The sequence below is a fragment of the Vibrio sp. SCSIO 43132 genome (genome assembly GCF_019904195.1).
GTDB classification, from domain to species: domain Bacteria; phylum Pseudomonadota; class Gammaproteobacteria; order Enterobacterales; family Vibrionaceae; genus Vibrio; species Vibrio nigripulchritudo.
The window spans coordinates 1,506,480-1,522,765 of sequence record NZ_CP063199.1; the positions used below are offsets into that span (position 1 = coordinate 1,506,480).

The following is a 16,286-nucleotide window of genomic DNA, read 5'->3' on the forward strand; positions in this document are numbered from 1 at the left end:
TCCTTGAATTATTACGGTTTATGATAATGCATCCTAACGAGGATTCATCAAAAAATTGAAAGAAATTCCGTTTCTGTGGGCGTTTTCTGCTCGATTTGATGGAAAATGCCCACTATTCACCAAATTCAGTGCGTTTTGCGGCGATGGCTTCGAGGATTTTCTCTCCGTTTAGAATGCGAACCCAGGGTAAAAGTTCAGTGTCATTTTCAATTATGAACTGAGTGAGCTGCTGAGTTATGGTGTTAAGAAGGTCTTCACCTTGCCAGGGTTTTGAAATATAAAAGTCCAGATTAGCTTGGTTTATCGCTTGAATCGTGTCTTCGAGCCCAGCCTGACCCGTTAACAGGACTTTTCGGGCGTGGGTGGTTTCATCTGAATGATTGAGCTCAATGAGGAAGTCGATACCAGAATGCTTAGGCATAATATGGTCGCACAGTATCAGAGCCAGTTTTATACCTTTTTCTGCATTCTCATCGATGATCTCTTTTGCTTCTGAAACGGACTCTGCAGCCTCAAGCACAAAAAATTCATCTAGCGGTTCTAAATCATGGATGACACTGTCCAGAATTTCGCGCTCATCGTCTACACAGAGTATTAGATACTGATTCATTGTGTGTGCTCCTTGGATTCAGAATGGGAGGGTAACATCACTCGTATTCGGGTGTATTGGTTTGGCTCTGACTCTGCGATCAACTTACCTCCATGCTGTTTAACAACTTGCTGGCAGACAGACAGCCCGATGCCTAAGCCGAAGTTACCTTCTTTTTTGGTGGTGAAGTTCAGGTCAAAAATCTTTGGAAGAATGTTGTGGGGGATTCCGTGCCCTGAGTCTTGTATCTCAACCACCACCCAGTTTCTTTTGTCTGAATGTTCTTGCTTCGCCGATATGACTATCTCGCCTTTTTCAGGTAACGCATCGAGTGCGTTAGAGATGAGGTTCGTCCAGACTTGCTGCAAAGCATTGGGGTTGCATCGCAGCATAGGTAACTCTTCATAGTGTTTTGTGAGCTTGTATCGTTTAAGCCGGTTTTCAAACATCGTCAGAGTGTCCTCTAACCCTTCAAGAATATTGCACTCCTGAACGGATTCCCCTTCATCTCTGGCGTAGCCTTTTAGGCTTTTAACCATGTCGGTAATTCGTGATGCGCACACATTCAAAGAACGAAGGGTATTTCCAACTGTGTGGTAGTGTTCAAGCTTTGGCAATATCTTATCTAATTCATTTGACGCGATAAGCTTGTTTAGCACTGACTCATCTTTATGTAGCCCTAGTTTCACCAGTTTCTTTGCGATCCTTCTATCACCAATCTGTTTCTCTATCGCTTTAGCATGTTCCCTTTGTGTGGCGGTAGATTCCGGGTGATTGTTTAATGAAGACAAAAGCAACTGCCGAGCAAGGTCGGAATCTTCTAACGGCTGATCAGGTTCAACAATTGCCTGAATGGCGAGGCTCAGGGATTCCGCGCCTCTTAAAATAGCGGCGGCAGGGTTGTTTAGCTCATGCGCGACACCCGCAACAAGCTGACCAAGCACCGCCATCTTCTCTTTCTCGATCAACTGAGTTTGCGCGGTTTCCAAAGACTCAAGTGACTTTTGCAGTTCAAGTTTGGTATCAATACTGCGCTGCAAGCGGCGATTAAAGTGACGCAAGAGCAGATTCGTAAAGAGAGGAAGCAGTTCGGAGTCTGAATGCATCACTTTATTGAACTCGGCTCGGCTAAGCTTAATGACGCGGGTCTTGCTCAAAGTAATTGCCGTAGAAAAAGACATCTCTCCTGTAACAAAAGACATGCCGCCAACTAAGTTGCCCTTCTGATGTCGAACCACCTCCCGCTGAATCCCGAGTTCATCCTTCTTGTACAGCGCGACTTGACCAGAGGTAATAAACCACAAAAAGTGGTTGGGTGTTCCTTCCCTTGTGAGGAGGTGTTCTGCGGAATACGTTCGTATCGCTTGTGTTTCATCGTTGGAAGAGAAAAACTCACTTAGGGCGCCGATAACTTTTTCAGCCAGTGCTTCATCAGTGAGGTTATGGTAATCATGAAGAAAGCCAGACTGAAATCGATGGATACGGTTTTCAATGTGCGCTCTAACTAGCCTCCCTTGGTCGAGGATTTTGCTGTATTTCAGCCAGTCCTGTTCAGGGTATTCCAGAATAAAGTCAGTCAGTTCCTGCACCAGGCTTTTGGTAATGGACTGCGTATTAGACGACTCAGTTATGCAGTGATCTAGCCTGCCTTTATTTACTGCGGTAAGAATGTCCTCAAGGTCATTTCCATCACTTAACAGCACCTTACGGGCATGCTTTGTTTCGGGAATCTGTCCAATCTGAATAAGATAATCAGAAGCCAGAATGTTTGCTCTGTTCGCGGCTATCACCATTGCCAGCTCAGATTGAGCCTGAGAAAGCTTTTCAACCACGCTGCTCGCTTCTGTAATAGAGCACGTGAAACGAACATCGAAATGATCGTAAAAAGGGGCGAATACCGATTCAAAGCGACGAACACTTTCGTGGTCATCATCGATAAATAAAATCGCAAAATCTTTCACAGCACCTCCTTGAGATAAATTAAATCTACCAAGAAGATGCAGTTCGATATGAGATGTGGTTAGTATTCTAGGCGATAGCTGCAGTTATCTGACAAAACGCTGACGTAACTCAAAGATTATTCTTAACAAAAATTCATTGTTCGGCTTTCCCATTGCTGAACAAATTAGGGTAGACTGCCATTTTTAATTGTTAATTTCCTATCGCATGCACTCTCTTAAGAAACTTGGCGCCATTGGTGGTGCTATTGCGCTAACTGCTTGTTGGCCTTTGGCTGTTGGTCAAATTGCACAAACTATCGTTGAAAATGGTATTCAGCAGCTCAACAGTGAAGGCGTGAAAGCCGAAGTGGTTGAGTACGACCGAAGCTATTTCTATGCTCAGGCAATCACACGTTACACCATCACAGATCCACTGTTGGCAGAGAATCTTGAGAAAGATGGGTTACCAACCTCTATTGATGTTGTTCATGACATCAGCCATGGATTGTTCTCAATAGATGCGCATTCCTATGTGAAAGATTCGAAGTTAGTGCAGTTCGAATTAGCCACCCAAAGCAAACTTAATGGTGATACCGATTTTGAGTTGGTGGGTCGCAAGTTCAACTTTACTGACTCAAGTGGATCAGAGCTTATCGTCGGCGAGTATTCTGCCACTGGCAGTGCATCCATTTCTGGTGCTTTAGACTATCAAGCCTCCATTCCTTTCTCTTCGGTTAACTTTGCCAATGGTGATGAACTTGTGGTTTCAGGGTTCACCGCAAAAGGCAATGGGCAAAAAGAGCAAGGGATCTGGATTGGTGAACAGAAGATGGATTTAGCGGGTATTTCGCTAAAAACCGTCGGTGGCCAGAATGATTTCCAGCTAAGTGAACTGGATTACATGATTACCTCTGTGAAAGCTGAAACTGGGGAAACGTTCGATAACCAGCAAGTGCTAACGATTGAAGAAGCGACTTCGGGTGAGAATGTAGCCAAAAAAGTGAAGCTGGACTTTGCATTTAACGGCATTCGCAGTGATGCATTAGAGCAGCTACTGTCCATTTACCAATCTGGTGCAGAGTTAACTCCAGAAAAAGTTGAGCAAAGCATGCCACTGCTTGATCAACTGGTTGAGGCTGGGCTTGAAGTAGAGCTGAATAAATTTGCTGTTAACCTCAATGGCGGCGATTTTCAGTCTGCATGGAAACTAGTGGTTCCAGCAGGGCAGAAAAATGTTTCACAAAATGCTTCCATTCTACTGAACGTAGTAGAAGGCAAGCTGGATGCTCATATCTCCAATGAATTGTTGCAAGCATACCCATATGTTCGCGAAAACATTGATGAATTGCTGATTATGGAGTTTGCAACGGAAGTTGACAAAGGAGTCGACCTGAATGCCAACCTGAATGGTGGTCAGGTGACCTTTGAAAGTGGAAAACAGGTTCCTCTTCTTGCATTGTTTATGCCGTTAATGGCTGGGCAAAGATAGAGATATTTGCAGGAAATAGCTCACTGAAGAAAAAAAGAAGTCAAAAGACTTCTTTTTTTGTGTTTACTGTAGATTTTTACTTTTTCAATATGTGAAAAAGTGTTATTACTTGGGAAACGTTTTACCTAGCAGGAGCATCCCTCATCATGGAACCGATCTACAATTTCAGTGCTGGTCCAGCCGGACTACCTAAAGCAGTCATGGAAAAGGCACAAGCCGAATACGTTAACTGGAACGGTATTGGCACATCGGTAATGGAAATCAGCCACCGTAGCAAAGAGTTTATTGCAGTAGCCGATAAAGCAGAGCAAGACTTACGCGACCTTCTGTCCATTCCAGACAACTACAAAGTACTGTTTTGCCATGGTGGAGCGCGAGCTCAGTTTGCAGCCGTGCCTATGAACCTGATAGGCGACAAACCTTCCGCAGATTATGTAGACGCAGGTTACTGGGCGGAAAGTGCGGTTAAAGAAGCGAAGAAGTATTGTACTCCTCGCGTGATTAACGCTAAAACCGAAGTCGACGGAAAAGTTGCAGTTATTCCACCTTCGGAGTGGAAAATCGATGAAAACGCTGCTTATGTGCACTTTTGTCCGAATGAAACTATTGATGGTGTAGAAATCACAGATTTGCCTGTTACCGACAAGCCGATTGTTGCAGACATGTCTTCAACCATTCTGTCTCGTAAAATCGATGTGTCGAAGTACGGTGTTATCTACGCAGGTGCGCAGAAGAATATCGGCCCTGCTGGTATCTGCATCGTGATTGTAAGAGAAGACTTGCTTGAACTGGCGTCGGAAGCCTTGCCAAGCATCCTGAACTACAAAGTTCTGGCAGAAAAAGACTCGATGTTCAACACGCCACCAACTTACGCCTGGTATTTGTCTGGCTTGGTCTTTGAGTGGTTGAAAGAGCAAGGTGGTGTTGAAGCTATTGAAAAGGTGAACGAAGAAAAAGCAGCGCTGCTATACAACTACATCGACGGCTCTGAGTTTTACCGAAATCAGGTTCATCCTTCTAACCGTTCTCGTATGAACGTCCCATTCCAACTAGCGAAACCTGAATTGGATAGCAAGTTCTTAGAACTGGCGGAAGAGGCAGGTCTTCAAGCTCTAAAAGGGCATCGTGCAGTAGGTGGTATGCGAGCTTCTATTTACAACGCAATGCCACTTGAAGGCGTACAAGCTTTGGTAGAATTTATGAAGCAGTTCGAAATCGAATACGCTTAATCTCTCGTTCTAATTACTTTGAAACCCAGCCTTGCGCTGGGTTTTTTTATATTCAGCTAGACTTAATACAAATCACAATTTTCGAGTGTTTGTTAGCCAAATGTTGTTATTGAGTGTTAATTAAATAACTTCTGAACCTTTAATTAAGGAAGCCGAATTTTGCAACTCAGGGAACAGAGTGTAAGAAGAATCATAGTGGTCGATGATGATCAGGATATTCGTGATGTGTTGGATGATGCCCTGACACAGCAGGGGCATAATGTCGTACAGGCTGAAAGCAGTACCCAACTTTTTCAGGCTCTAGAAGCTGATACGGCAGATTTAATTTTACTGGACCTTAGATTAAAGCAAGAAGACGGCTTACAGATTGCCAAATCCATTCGCGAAGAAAGTGCTGTTCCCATCATGATGCTTACTGGGAAGGGGGACGAAACGGATCGGATAATTGGGCTGGAGGTGGCAGCAGACGATTACATGATGAAGCCTTTTAATCTTCGTGAGCTGATTGCCCGTGTGAACGCGCTACTACGACGTTCAGAATTGACTCAACCTAAACCTGTAGAAGTCATATCGGATCATACCCAGTATCAGTTTGGTCCCTGGACACTCAATATCACCACCCGTCAGTTACATCATGAGTCAGGGAAAGAAGTCAGCCTTACCTATGGTGAGTTCTCTCTGCTTCAAGCTTTCGTTTCTTCGCCAAACTGTGTTTTGTCTCGTGACCAACTGCTCGATAAAACACAGGGTTTCGCGTCAGATTCTCAGGACCGAACTATTGATGTTCTGATACTCAGATTACGAAGAAAGATAGAAACCAACCCGCGCCTTCCCAACTTCATCCAGACCGAGCGCGGGGTGGGCTATGTTTTCAATAGCAAAGTCGTGATGCTTGGCTAACCCATGGTTAACTTGCAGAGTATTCGCACCAAGTTACTGCTTTCCGTTGTCGGCACTTTGCTTCTTACTCTGTCGCTGGCGAGTGTTTTTATCTATACCACACAGCAAAACCAAGCACTAATTGACGACATCGCGTCTGCTACTTTGGAAGACATTAATACTGCGCTCAGCCTTTCAGAGAGTGTGGCTCAGGTCGCCGCTATGGCACCATACGCAGCAGATTTTGCCCGTCCCTTTCATGTACAGAATGAAACTCAGCGCCTGCAAGAAAAAATTGCCGAGCTTAACGCCGTTGCCCGACATTTAAACAACGTCGAAGCCCGAGATACCTTACTGAAGCGGGTAGAAACTCTGGATGCATCGATACAGGGTCTTCTGTCTAACGTGACTCAGGAACTCTTTACGCGAGAGGATTTACTGGCTCTACAATTTGAGCTGCAACCACTATCCTCGCATTCACAAGGCAATATTTTCTTAGATGCGTTTACGACCAACCCGATGAGTGTGCCAGAAGTACTGATCAAGCAGATGGAAGACTTTGCGCAGGTGCTTTCTTTTGAGGATATCTCAAAGATATTGGTCGAGCTAAGGCTTCAGCAGTCAAAGGTCGCGGAGATTCGTCGTAATAATGCTTATCTTCTCTCATCCATTCGCGCCCAGTCAGATCAGATGACGGTATCTGTACACGAATTCGTTATCGCACTCCAGCAACATTTACGGTTTCAGCAGAAACAGTCGGAGCGTGCCATTGACCGGGCGACCACGTTTATCTCGATCATTATTGTTTTGTTGCTAGTAAGCAGTATCTACCTTCACCGGTTTAACTCTGTACTTACTCGTGATTTGAAAACGGTTACCGATGAAATGTCCAGCCTTGCCAAAGGCGACACCAACGTAGCGGTCGCCAATATCCAGCGTAATGACGAAATTGGAGAACTGGCGAGAGCCTTTGAGGCCTTTCAGTCTGAAGCGGTCGAAAAGGTAAGAATGACGGAAGACCTGCAGGCTCAAAAGAATTTGCTGGAAGCCATATTTAACAACATTCAGGATGGCTTGAGTGTGTTTGATGACCAGGACAGGCTAGTGGCGTGGAACCATCGCTACTTGACGTTGTTTAAGCTTGAAGCGCATGAAGTCTCCTTTGGAATGTCGCTTGATGAACTGCAGGATTTAATGGCCAGAACTCCTTTTCGAACACGAAATCTGATGCAGGAAAACCTGGAGATGCAAAGGCTGAATCGGGAACGCAAAGACAAATCAGCGGTGTTTGAGCGCTATTTTAATGATGGACGAATCATTGAGTTTCGCAGCCAGCCCATGCCAGAAGGTGGGTTTGTTACTTTGTACAGCGACCTGTCTGAACGTAAAGCCATAGAGCAACAACTGCACCAATCGCAAAAAATGGAAATGTTGGGTCAGCTAACCGGTGGTGTCGCACATGATTTTAATAACTTGCTGGCATCACTGATTGGCAATCTTCAGTTACTGGAAATGTCTGAAGGCGTAGATGAACGTCAGGCAAAGTATCTGGCTCGCGCGCTAATGGTATCTGAGAAAGGGACCAATCTCGTGCAGCGCTTATTGGCGTTCAGTCGCAAGCAACAGCTGTATCCGGAGTGGATAGCGGTGGATGACTTGGTGGCGGGTATGCTGGATCTGTCTGCGTACTGTGTCACACCAAGTATTCAGGTAAAAACCTCTCTTCAACTCAAAGACACGCATATTCATGTAGATCCATCCCAGTTGGAAAATGCCTTACTGAATTTGGTTCTAAACAGTGCAGCCGCAATGCCAGAAGGAGGAACACTCACGCTTTCGACCTCCCAAACAACCAAGGACAGTGTTTGTTTAAAAGTGTCGGATACTGGAGTAGGAATGAGCTCAGAGACCCAGCGGCGTGCACTGGAGCCATTTTTCACAACAAAACAAACGGGTGAAGGAAGTGGTCTTGGACTGAGTATGGTCTATGGTTTTGTCACCCAAAGTGGCGGAGAGATTGAAATAGATTCTGTCCCGCAAAAGGGAACGACAATCTCCCTGATATTACCTATTGGTGTTACCCCAGATAACCAAGAGCCGGAAGATAAATCGCTTTCACCAGTCGTGAATCTATCTTCTGGCTCTCAAGTACTGGTAGTGGAAGATGACGAAGAAGTTGGGAAGGTTATCCATGAACAATTGCAATCCCTGAATCTGAGAGTTTCCACCGTTCCAACGGTTCAGTCCGCTTTGGAATTTTTGCAACAAAACGAATGTAATCTGGTGGTTTCTGATGTGAATTTGGGTACTCCGGAAGACGGCGTTAATTTAAAGCAGCATATGATGAAAACGCACCCGGATCTCCCTGTAATACTCACCTCCGGACTACCTGTCGAAGCACTGATCAAACATCACCAGTTTGATACTGAATGGGCATTTATCCCGAAACCTTTCCAATTTGAAACCCTTCAAACCCTTATCAAAGTAACTTAAAGAACAATCAGTTAAGTTGTTTATTACAATTGTTAACGAGATTTCCTTACTCTGAAATCATTCATTAGTTTTTTCATTTGATTCTTGTCTCTCCCAATTCAATTTTGGGTAGCCGACCAAGGAAGGTAACACCTTGGCATAACGATAAAGGGAATCAATCATGAAAAAGATGTTCACTGTTGCAGCACTGGCTGCTGCCATGTTCAGCGCACCATCCGCTCTGTCTGCTGACAAAACCATCGTCGGACTTATCACTAAAACCAACACAAACCCATTCTTTGTAAAAATGAAAGAAGGGGCAGAATCGAAAGCGAACGAGCTTGGTCTTGAGTTACGTTCTTTTGCTGGTCGCTACGATGGCGATAACGACTCACAGATTCAGGCAGTCGAAAACCTGATTGCATCGGGTGCTAAAGGCATTCTGATTGTGGCGAGTGATCCGGTTGCATTAACTCCTTCCATTGAGCGAGCACGTAAAGCGGGTATTGTGGTTATTGCACTTGATACGCCTTTCTCTCCAGCCAATGTCGCGGATGCCACATTCGCAACGGATAACTTCTTAGCAGGCGAACTGATCGGGAAATGGGCGAAAGCAAAAATGGGCGCAAAAGCCAAAGATGCCAAAATTGCTTTGCTGGATCTCAGCACCGCAGGCATCACCGTTGACGTTGCACGTAATCAGGGCTTCCTGAAAGGATTTGGGGTCGATGTGAAAGACGCCAACAAAATGCGTGACGAAGATGACCCACGTATCGTAGGTAACGATGTTACTCAGGGATCAGAAGAAGGCGGTCGCCGTGCAATGGAAAACCTATTGCAAAAAGATCCGGGCATCAATGTGGTGTACACCATCAATGAACCTGCGGCGGCAGGGGCTTATGAAGCACTTAAAGCGGTGGGTAAAGAAAAAGACGTCCTATTAGTTTCCGTTGATGGAGGCTGCCCAGGTGTGGAAAACATCAAAGATAAAGTCATTGGTGCCACTTCCATGCAGTTCCCGTTGAAAATGGCTTCGCTCGGTGTTGAAGCGATTGCTGAGTATGCTAAATCGGGCGTAAAACCGGGCGCGACTCCGGGTAAAGGCTTCTTTGACACAGGGGTTGAACTGATCACGGATGAGCCAGTTAACGGTGTTGAATCATCAACTTCTGCGCAAGGTCTTGGTAAGTGCTGGGGCTAATGTCTGAGGAAAGAACCAAGTGATTACCTGAGAGAGCCTTTGGCTCTCTCAGATTAGAGTTAAGGACAACACTATGAGCCAACCCCCTTCTTCGACCGAGCCCAATTTTGAAAAAGCCGCCGAACGTAACGCAGACAAAAGTTTTGCCCAGTTCAATGAATCGGCATCTGTGGGTTTGTCTGTGCAGCGCTTTTTGCACAATCAGCCGACTGCCGCACCTTTTCTGGTGCTCATTCTCGCGGTCACAATATTCAGCTTCCTCATCGGAGAGCGATTTCTTCATCCATTTAACATGTCTTTGATTCTCCAGCAGGTCACCATCATTGGTGTGTTGGGTATTGCACAGACTCTTATTATCCTGACTGCAGGGATCGACTTATCGGTCGGTGCCATTATGGTTTTATGCTCTGTTGTCATGGGGCGTATGGCAATGGATTTTGGGCTGCCACCGTCTATCGCGTTTGCCATTGGAATGCTGGTCGGGACGCTCGCAGGTTTGATTAACGGTCTGCTGGTGTCTCGGTTCAAACTGCCCCCGTTCATTGCAACACTTGGTACGTGGAACATCTTTTTTGCGCTGAATCTCTGGTATTTCAATAGCCAGACGATACGTTCTCAAGCCATCGCTAAAAACGCCCCGTTGCTTCAGTGGATGGGAGAAACCATCGAGTTCTTTGGTGCCAGAATCACCTACGGCTCTATTTTGATGATCTTACTGTTTGCAGTGATTTGGTATGCCCTTAACTGGACGGCATGGGGTCGACACGTCTATGCCACAGGTGATGATCCAGACGCCGCAAGGTTAGCAGGCATACGAACGCAAAAGATCTTGCTGTCGGTCTATGTCGTTGCGGGTTTCATCTGTGCTATCGGAGCCTGGGTATTGATCGGACGAATTGGCTCCATCAGCCCGCAGGCAGGCTACACCGCTAACCTGGACTCCATTACCGCCGTTGTCATTGGTGGAACAAGTTTGTTTGGAGGGCGAGGGTCCATATTTGGCACCCTGATTGGCGCTTTAATTGTCGGAGTATTCAGAAATGGTCTCGCACTTTTAGGGGTAGACGTGCTTTGGCAGGAGTTTACCGTCGGGTTATTAATCATCGTTGCTGTGGGTGTCGACCACTGGATTAGGAAGGTATCAGTATGAGTGAACCAGTATTGCAGGCAAGAGGTCTGGTTAAACGTTACGGTCGGGTTACCGCTTTAGATGGCGCAGACTTTGATTTGTACAAAGGGGAAATTCTGGCTGTTATCGGTGACAACGGCGCAGGTAAATCCAGTTTGATTAAAGCGCTTTCAGGCGCGCTGATACCGGATGCAGGGGAGATTAAGCTAGACGGCAAAACGGTGTCTTTCAAAACTCCCATGAGTGCTAGAGACATGGGGATAGAGACGGTGTATCAGAACCTTGCTGTCGCACCCGCTTTGAATATCTCCGATAACCTATTTCTCGGTCGTGAAATCCGCCGAGAAGGGGTGTTAGGTTCGGTTTTTCGAATGCTGGATAAAAAAGCCATGAATGAGCGTGCAAAGCAGCAACTTGCCGATCTCGGGTTGATGACCATTCAGAACATTACTCAAACTGTAGAAACGCTATCTGGCGGTCAAAGGCAGGGGGTGGCAGTGGCTCGCTCTGCTTTGTTTGGCAGTAAAGTTGTGATCATGGATGAGCCTACAGCGGCATTGGGTGTGAAAGAATCAAGAAAAGTGCTCGACCTGATCCGGCAGGTGAGGGACAGAGGTTTGCCTGTGGTACTGATTAGTCACAACATGCCTCATGTCTTTGAAGTTGCTGATCGAATTCACGTTCATCGCTTGGGCAAGCGAGCCGACATCATCACGCCAAAGACTCATACAATGTCGGATGCGGTGGCGATCATGACGGGGGCGGTGGAACCGGGAACAGCAGGTACTGCCGCTTGATAAAGGGGGTTCTATGTCGCCTAGTTTGCAGCCAGATCGGACAGCGATTACTCTGTATAGGTAACCAGCTATATAAGGATAAGGTTTCTTCTATGTACAAATCTGTGTTGTGTGTTGTTTTCCTGCTTTTCCTGATTAACGGTCGCGCATCCGCGAGTTCCGATTATTCAATCGGAGTGTCCGTGTCTGATCTGACCAATCCGTTTTTTGTCACTATGGTGAAAAGCATTAAGGCAGAAGCCAACCAGATACCTGATAAAAAGATCGATGTGATTGTCCGCTCCAGCGCGTACGACTTAGATCGTCAGAACCAGCAGATCGATCTGTTTATTGAGCGCAAGGTGGATTTGATATTGCTGGTAGCATCTGATGAGCAGGGAATCGCTCCGGCTGTGAATAAGGCGAGAAGGGCTGGCATCCGAGTGATTGCGGTCGATGTAAGGGCAACGGGTGCTGATGTCACTATTACTACCGACAACATTCAGGCTGGAGAAATGGCGTGCCTAAAATTAGTGAAGAAGCTGAATGAAAAGGGCAGGGTGATCATCATTAACGGTCCACCCGTGTCAGCCAGTCTCGACAGAGTGGCGGGGTGTAAGTCGGTGCTAAATGACTACCCAGACATCAATTTATTGGACGCAGACATCAATGGAACGGGCAGCTATAACGGCGGCTTGGAAGCCATGGCATACGCGCTTCAGGCTTACAGTGACATCGATGGCGTTTTCGCGATCAATGACCCGACGGCTTTGGGCGCTGAACAGGCGATGCTTCAGTCCGGTGAGCAAGTCTGGATCGCTTCGGTCGATGGTGCGCCTTCCGCTATTCAGGCTTTGGAGGAAAAGCGCCCTAACTGGTTGGGTACATCAGCGCAATTTCCTAAGCGAATGAGTAGGGAAGCAGTACAAATTGGTTTGGGTCTGCTGAACGGCGGAAAAGTTGAAAGAGAGCTGGTATTGATTAAGCCCGAATTCATCGACGTATCCAATTACCATCAGTTTTCGCGCTGGTAGAAAAAAGCCAGAGCTTTGTTGGCTCTGGCTTTTACACTACAGTTTTACTGACTAAAGCGTCTGGCAGAGTTGATAGTAGCGACCCTGTTCGCGAATCAGATCCGCGTGGCTGCCCGTTTCAATAAACTGACCTTGTTCCATCAGACAAACCAGATCCATTTTCTCCAACCCAACCAAGCGGTGCGTGATGAAGATAACTGTCTTATCGCTGAAATGTTTATCAAACAACTGCATCATCTGCTGTTCGGTCTGCTTGTCCAAACCTTCTGTCGGCTCATCCATCAATACAATAGGCGACTGACGCAGCACCGCACGAGCAATGCCGATTCGGCGCTTTTCTCCTCCAGAAAGTTGACGACCGCCTTCACCTAACCAGGTATCCAGCCCTTTGTCTTCATTCAGTTTGGATAATCCAACCTGCTCAAGAACATCAATCAGCTGAGCGTCTTCCGCATCTGGCAATGCAATGGTGAGATTATCCCTGAGTGAGCCGTTGAGAACGTCGACACGTTGGCTGACGACCGAAGTAGAGGTACGAAGAGCACTTTCACTCCACTGCTTTACATCGCGACCACCAATGGCAACCTGACCAGACTGCGCATCCCAAATTCGCGTTACCAACTGCAAAAGGGTCGATTTTCCAGAACCGGTCTGACCGACAATCGCTACTTTTTGCCCGTGCCCGACGTGCAGATCCAGATTATTCAGAACAGGTGCATCCGCTTCGTATCCAAAGGTGACATCAGAAAGCTGGATATCAAACTTGTCAGGTTGAGGTGTTTCATTGGTAACAAATTGAACTTCAGGATCTGCGTGAATGATTTCGTTCAGTCGACGAGCAGACGTTACCGTCTGACCCAGATACTGGAATGCACCCGCGACAGGCATCAGAATTTCAAAGCTTGCCATAGTGGCGAAAGCGATCATCGCGATGAAAGGATCTGGCGCTCGACCGCCCACGCCATCGGCTGCGATCCAGAGCATCAGAACCAAGGTTAAACCACTGGCTAACATCAGCAGGCTGCTTGCCAAGCCAGTTATGCGCGCGTGTTTAGCCTGATTTTCCATTAACGCGGATTGCTTGCTGTCGATGTTGTCACGGTAGCGCGATTCCACACCAAACAGCACCAGTTCAGAGTGTCCTTGAAGCCAGTCCAGCGTTGCAATTCGAAGTTCAGATTTATTCAGCGTCAGTTGCTGTCCATTCAGTTTGCCCAGCTTGTAGAAGATCACAGGCCAAATAAGAACAAGAGCTAAAAGAATTCCACCTAGCGTCAGCCCCAGCACCGGGTCAAACCAGCACAGGAAAAGAGTGAGGGATGCAATACCCAGTACACTCACAACCAGTGGGCTGATCAGTCTCAGGTAGACGTGATCCATAGCGTCGATGTCGGCAACCAAACGGTTTAGAAGGTCTGCATCACGAATGTTAGCGACTTTACCTGGGATAAGAGGGGTGAGTTTTTCATAAAAGAAAATACGTAAATCAGTCAGTAGCTTGAAAGTCGCGTTGTGGCTGACCACACGCTCTCCCCAGCGACCTGCCGTTCGGCTCATAGCAAAACCGCGGACAAAGGCTCCGGGTAACATGTAGTTGAAGGTTTCACGCGCAATGGTTAAACCTGCGACAGCAGAAGCGGCGATAAACCAGCCAGAAAGAGTCAGAAGACCTATGGATGCGAACAGTGTGGCAAACGCCAGCAACATGCCAAGAGACAGTCCAAACCAGTGTTTCTTATAAAGCTTTAGATAAGGCAGTAAATCACGCATCCAGATTCCCCTTATCATTTTGTGATTCTTGGTGTGACTTCAGCATCTCGGCAAAGAGCCCGTTTTGCGCTTTCAAGTGTTCAAAGTTTCCTTGTTCGGCAATCAACCCATTCTCCATCACGAGAATGTTGTCTACGTCTTTCAAAGGAGAAAGCTGATGGGTAATCATTAACGTTGTCTTCTCTGCAATTCGGCTTTCCAAACCTGCCAATACGAGCTTTTCACTTCGTGCATCCAGACTTGCCGTCGGTTCGTCGAGAATCCAGAACTGACCGTTTTGCAACATTGCACGTGCAAGTGCCAAGCGTTGTGCCTGACCAACAGACAAGCCGCCAGAGCGGTCACTGACCATGTATTCAAGGCCGTGTTGATCAACAAATTCATCTGCATAGCTGTCTTTTAGCGCGTGAGTCAATTCGTCGTTGGAAACATCTCGACCGAATGTCACGTTCTCCAGAATGGAGCCATTGAGTAGTAGCGGGTTCTGACCCACCCAACTGATGGTTTTACGCCAACTTTCCAGGTCGACTTCTTTCATGTCAGTCCCATTGATTTCGATGCGACCTTCATAAGGCAAAAAGCCCAAAATCGCATTAATCAGGCTGGTTTTACCTGCACCGCTAGGACCCACAATGGCTGTGGTCTGGTTAGTATCAAGATTGAAAGAAACAGGACCAAGTAACTGGCTGCCTTCAGGGCTGAATACTTTCAGGTCTTTCACCGCTATGGAGATTGGTGCGTTAGCCTCAACAGGCTGACTGCCTGATGTGATTTTGTCGACATCGGTTTCCAAAAACTCTACTAAGCTTTCAGCCGCGCCCATCGCTTGTGCTTTTGCGTGATAGAAGGTGCCCAAGTCGCGAAGAGGCTGATAAAACTCCGGAGCTAGGATTAGGATGAAAAGACCAGAGAAAAGGGTAATGGTCGCGCCGTAATAGCCGAAGTTCAGTTCACCGATAAAGGCGAAACCAAAATATACCGCGGTGATGGCGATGGAGAGCGACGTAAAGAACTCAAGAACAGCGGAAGACAGAAACGCAACTCTTAACACGTCCATCGTTCGGGAGCGAAGTACCTCAGAAGCACCTCGCATAACCTCAGTCTCTGACTTTGCACGGTCAAAAAGACGGATTGTGGTCATTGCCTGCAAACGGTCATAGAAATGCCCCGAAAGTCTTTGCAATGCTTTGAAGTTTTTGCGGTTAGCATCGGCGGCTTTCATGCCAACCAATGCCATAAATAAAGGTACTAACGGTGCAGTAATCAGGAAAATTAAACCTGCTGCCCAGTTGGTCGGGAAAACCACGGCGAGAATAACAAATGGGACAAGTACAGACAGCGACACCTGAGGAAGGTATCGAGCGAAAAAGTCCTGAAGATTTTCTACCTGCTCCAGTAGCAATGTTGCCCATGTACCAGCAGGCTTGCCTTTAACATACGCAGGACCAAGCTCGCGTAAGCGGTCTAGGATCAGTTGGCGTACGTAAACACGAATTTGCTCTCCGCAGCGGTAACCGGCGAGTTCACGCCCCCAGCTGCAAATGGCGCGTCCAACCACGGCTCCTGCTAAACCAGCGAAATGCGGTATCAGGTCGTATTTGTCGACGTTTTCAATAATTAGTTGGTGAAGAATCGAAGCCAGTAAAGCGGCTTGAACAAGAAGAAACAGGCTGGAAACGACGCCCAGACTGACGGTAATCATTAACCAGCGTTTGGCGAGTTTGCTTTGCTGCTTGAGCCATTTATTTAAGGCGCGCTGCTTATGTTTGTCCATGGAA

12 protein-coding genes are annotated in these 16,286 nt (G+C 46.8%); 8 read left to right on the forward strand and 4 right to left on the reverse strand.

Translation table 11 applies throughout. From position 1 onward, the window contains the following. Positions 1–112: 112 nt before the first annotated feature. Positions 113–610: a response regulator gene (locus INR79_RS06780; protein ID WP_223096519.1), complete on the reverse strand. Its 498-nt coding sequence runs from the start codon at positions 608–610 to the stop codon at positions 113–115. Beyond that, positions 607–2,550, reverse strand: coding sequence for an ATP-binding protein (locus INR79_RS06785; protein WP_223096521.1), 1,944 nt, complete (start codon positions 2,548–2,550; stop codon positions 607–609). Before INR79_RS06785 ends, INR79_RS06780 begins: the two co-directional genes overlap by 4 nt. Before the next feature lie 205 nt (positions 2,551–2,755). Between INR79_RS06785 and INR79_RS06790 the strand changes: the two genes are divergently transcribed. From INR79_RS06790 to INR79_RS06825, 8 genes are all read left to right on the forward strand, one after another. Beyond that, positions 2,756–4,018, forward strand: coding sequence for a DUF945 family protein (locus INR79_RS06790; protein ID WP_223096523.1), 1,263 nt, complete (start codon positions 2,756–2,758; stop codon positions 4,016–4,018). Between the two features lie 146 nt (positions 4,019–4,164). Continuing rightward, positions 4,165–5,247, forward strand: a complete 1,083-nt coding sequence (gene serC, locus INR79_RS06795; RefSeq protein ID WP_022613949.1) for a 3-phosphoserine/phosphohydroxythreonine transaminase — start codon at positions 4,165–4,167, stop codon at positions 5,245–5,247. Positions 5,248–5,406: 159 nt separating this feature from the next. Beyond that, the gene (locus tag INR79_RS06800) at positions 5,407–6,147 is read left to right on the forward strand and encodes a response regulator (RefSeq protein ID WP_262415388.1); all 741 of its coding nucleotides are present in this window, start codon (positions 5,407–5,409) and stop codon (positions 6,145–6,147) included. 3 nt (positions 6,148–6,150) lie between these two features. After that, entirely contained in the window at positions 6,151–8,619 is a 2,469-nt protein-coding gene (locus INR79_RS06805) for a PAS-domain containing protein (protein ID WP_223096525.1), read from the forward strand. Between the two features lie 160 nt (positions 8,620–8,779). Beyond that, on the forward strand, positions 8,780–9,799 hold the full coding sequence (locus INR79_RS06810; protein ID WP_022550254.1) for a sugar ABC transporter substrate-binding protein: 1,020 nt from the start codon (positions 8,780–8,782) through the stop codon (positions 9,797–9,799). Positions 9,800–9,872: 73 nt separating this feature from the next. Continuing rightward, a complete protein-coding gene (locus INR79_RS06815; RefSeq protein WP_262415389.1) occupies positions 9,873–10,949 on the forward strand; it encodes an ABC transporter permease in 1,077 nt (358 codons plus the stop codon). Beyond that, positions 10,946–11,725 (forward strand): ATP-binding cassette domain-containing protein, encoded by a 780-nt coding sequence (locus tag INR79_RS06820; protein WP_004408201.1) that lies wholly within the window; start codon positions 10,946–10,948, stop codon positions 11,723–11,725. The genes INR79_RS06815 and INR79_RS06820 overlap by 4 nt, the downstream gene beginning before the upstream one ends. A gap of 92 nt (positions 11,726–11,817) precedes the next feature. Further along, entirely contained in the window at positions 11,818–12,738 is a 921-nt protein-coding gene (locus INR79_RS06825) for an ABC transporter substrate-binding protein (protein ID WP_223096528.1), read from the forward strand. Between the two features lie 51 nt (positions 12,739–12,789). On the opposite strand, the gene cydC is transcribed toward INR79_RS06825, so the two are convergent. Together cydC and cydD are read right to left on the reverse strand one after the other, a co-directional pair. Continuing rightward, on the reverse strand, positions 12,790–14,508 hold the full coding sequence (gene cydC / locus INR79_RS06830) for a heme ABC transporter ATP-binding protein/permease CydC (protein ID WP_223096530.1): 1,719 nt from the start codon (positions 14,506–14,508) through the stop codon (positions 12,790–12,792). After that, entirely contained in the window at positions 14,501–16,282 is a 1,782-nt protein-coding gene (gene cydD, locus INR79_RS06835; protein ID WP_223096532.1) for a heme ABC transporter permease/ATP-binding protein CydD, read from the reverse strand. Before cydD ends, cydC begins: the two co-directional genes overlap by 8 nt. Positions 16,283–16,286 lie beyond the last annotated feature (4 nt).

Bases quoted from the DNA above. Each gene is read 5' to 3' on its own strand.
- INR79_RS06780 (WP_223096519.1), bottom strand. From the start codon at position 610: ATGAATCAGTATCTAATACTCTGTGTAGACGATGAGCGCGAAATTCTG.
- INR79_RS06790 (WP_223096523.1), top strand. From the start codon at position 2,756: ATGCACTCTCTTAAGAAACTTGGCGCCATTGGTGGTGCTATTGCGCTA.
- serC (WP_022613949.1), top strand. From the start codon at position 4,165: ATGGAACCGATCTACAATTTCAGTGCTGGTCCAGCCGGACTACCTAAA.
- INR79_RS06805 (WP_223096525.1), top strand. From the start codon at position 6,151: ATGGTTAACTTGCAGAGTATTCGCACCAAGTTACTGCTTTCCGTTGTC.
- INR79_RS06810 (WP_022550254.1), top strand. From the start codon at position 8,780: ATGAAAAAGATGTTCACTGTTGCAGCACTGGCTGCTGCCATGTTCAGC.
- INR79_RS06815 (WP_262415389.1), top strand. From the start codon at position 9,873: ATGAGCCAACCCCCTTCTTCGACCGAGCCCAATTTTGAAAAAGCCGCC.
- INR79_RS06820 (WP_004408201.1), top strand. From the start codon at position 10,946: ATGAGTGAACCAGTATTGCAGGCAAGAGGTCTGGTTAAACGTTACGGT.
- INR79_RS06825 (WP_223096528.1), top strand. From the start codon at position 11,818: ATGTACAAATCTGTGTTGTGTGTTGTTTTCCTGCTTTTCCTGATTAAC.
- cydC (WP_223096530.1), bottom strand. From the start codon at position 14,508: ATGCGTGATTTACTGCCTTATCTAAAGCTTTATAAGAAACACTGGTTT.
- cydD (WP_223096532.1), bottom strand. From the start codon at position 16,282: ATGGACAAACATAAGCAGCGCGCCTTAAATAAATGGCTCAAGCAGCAA.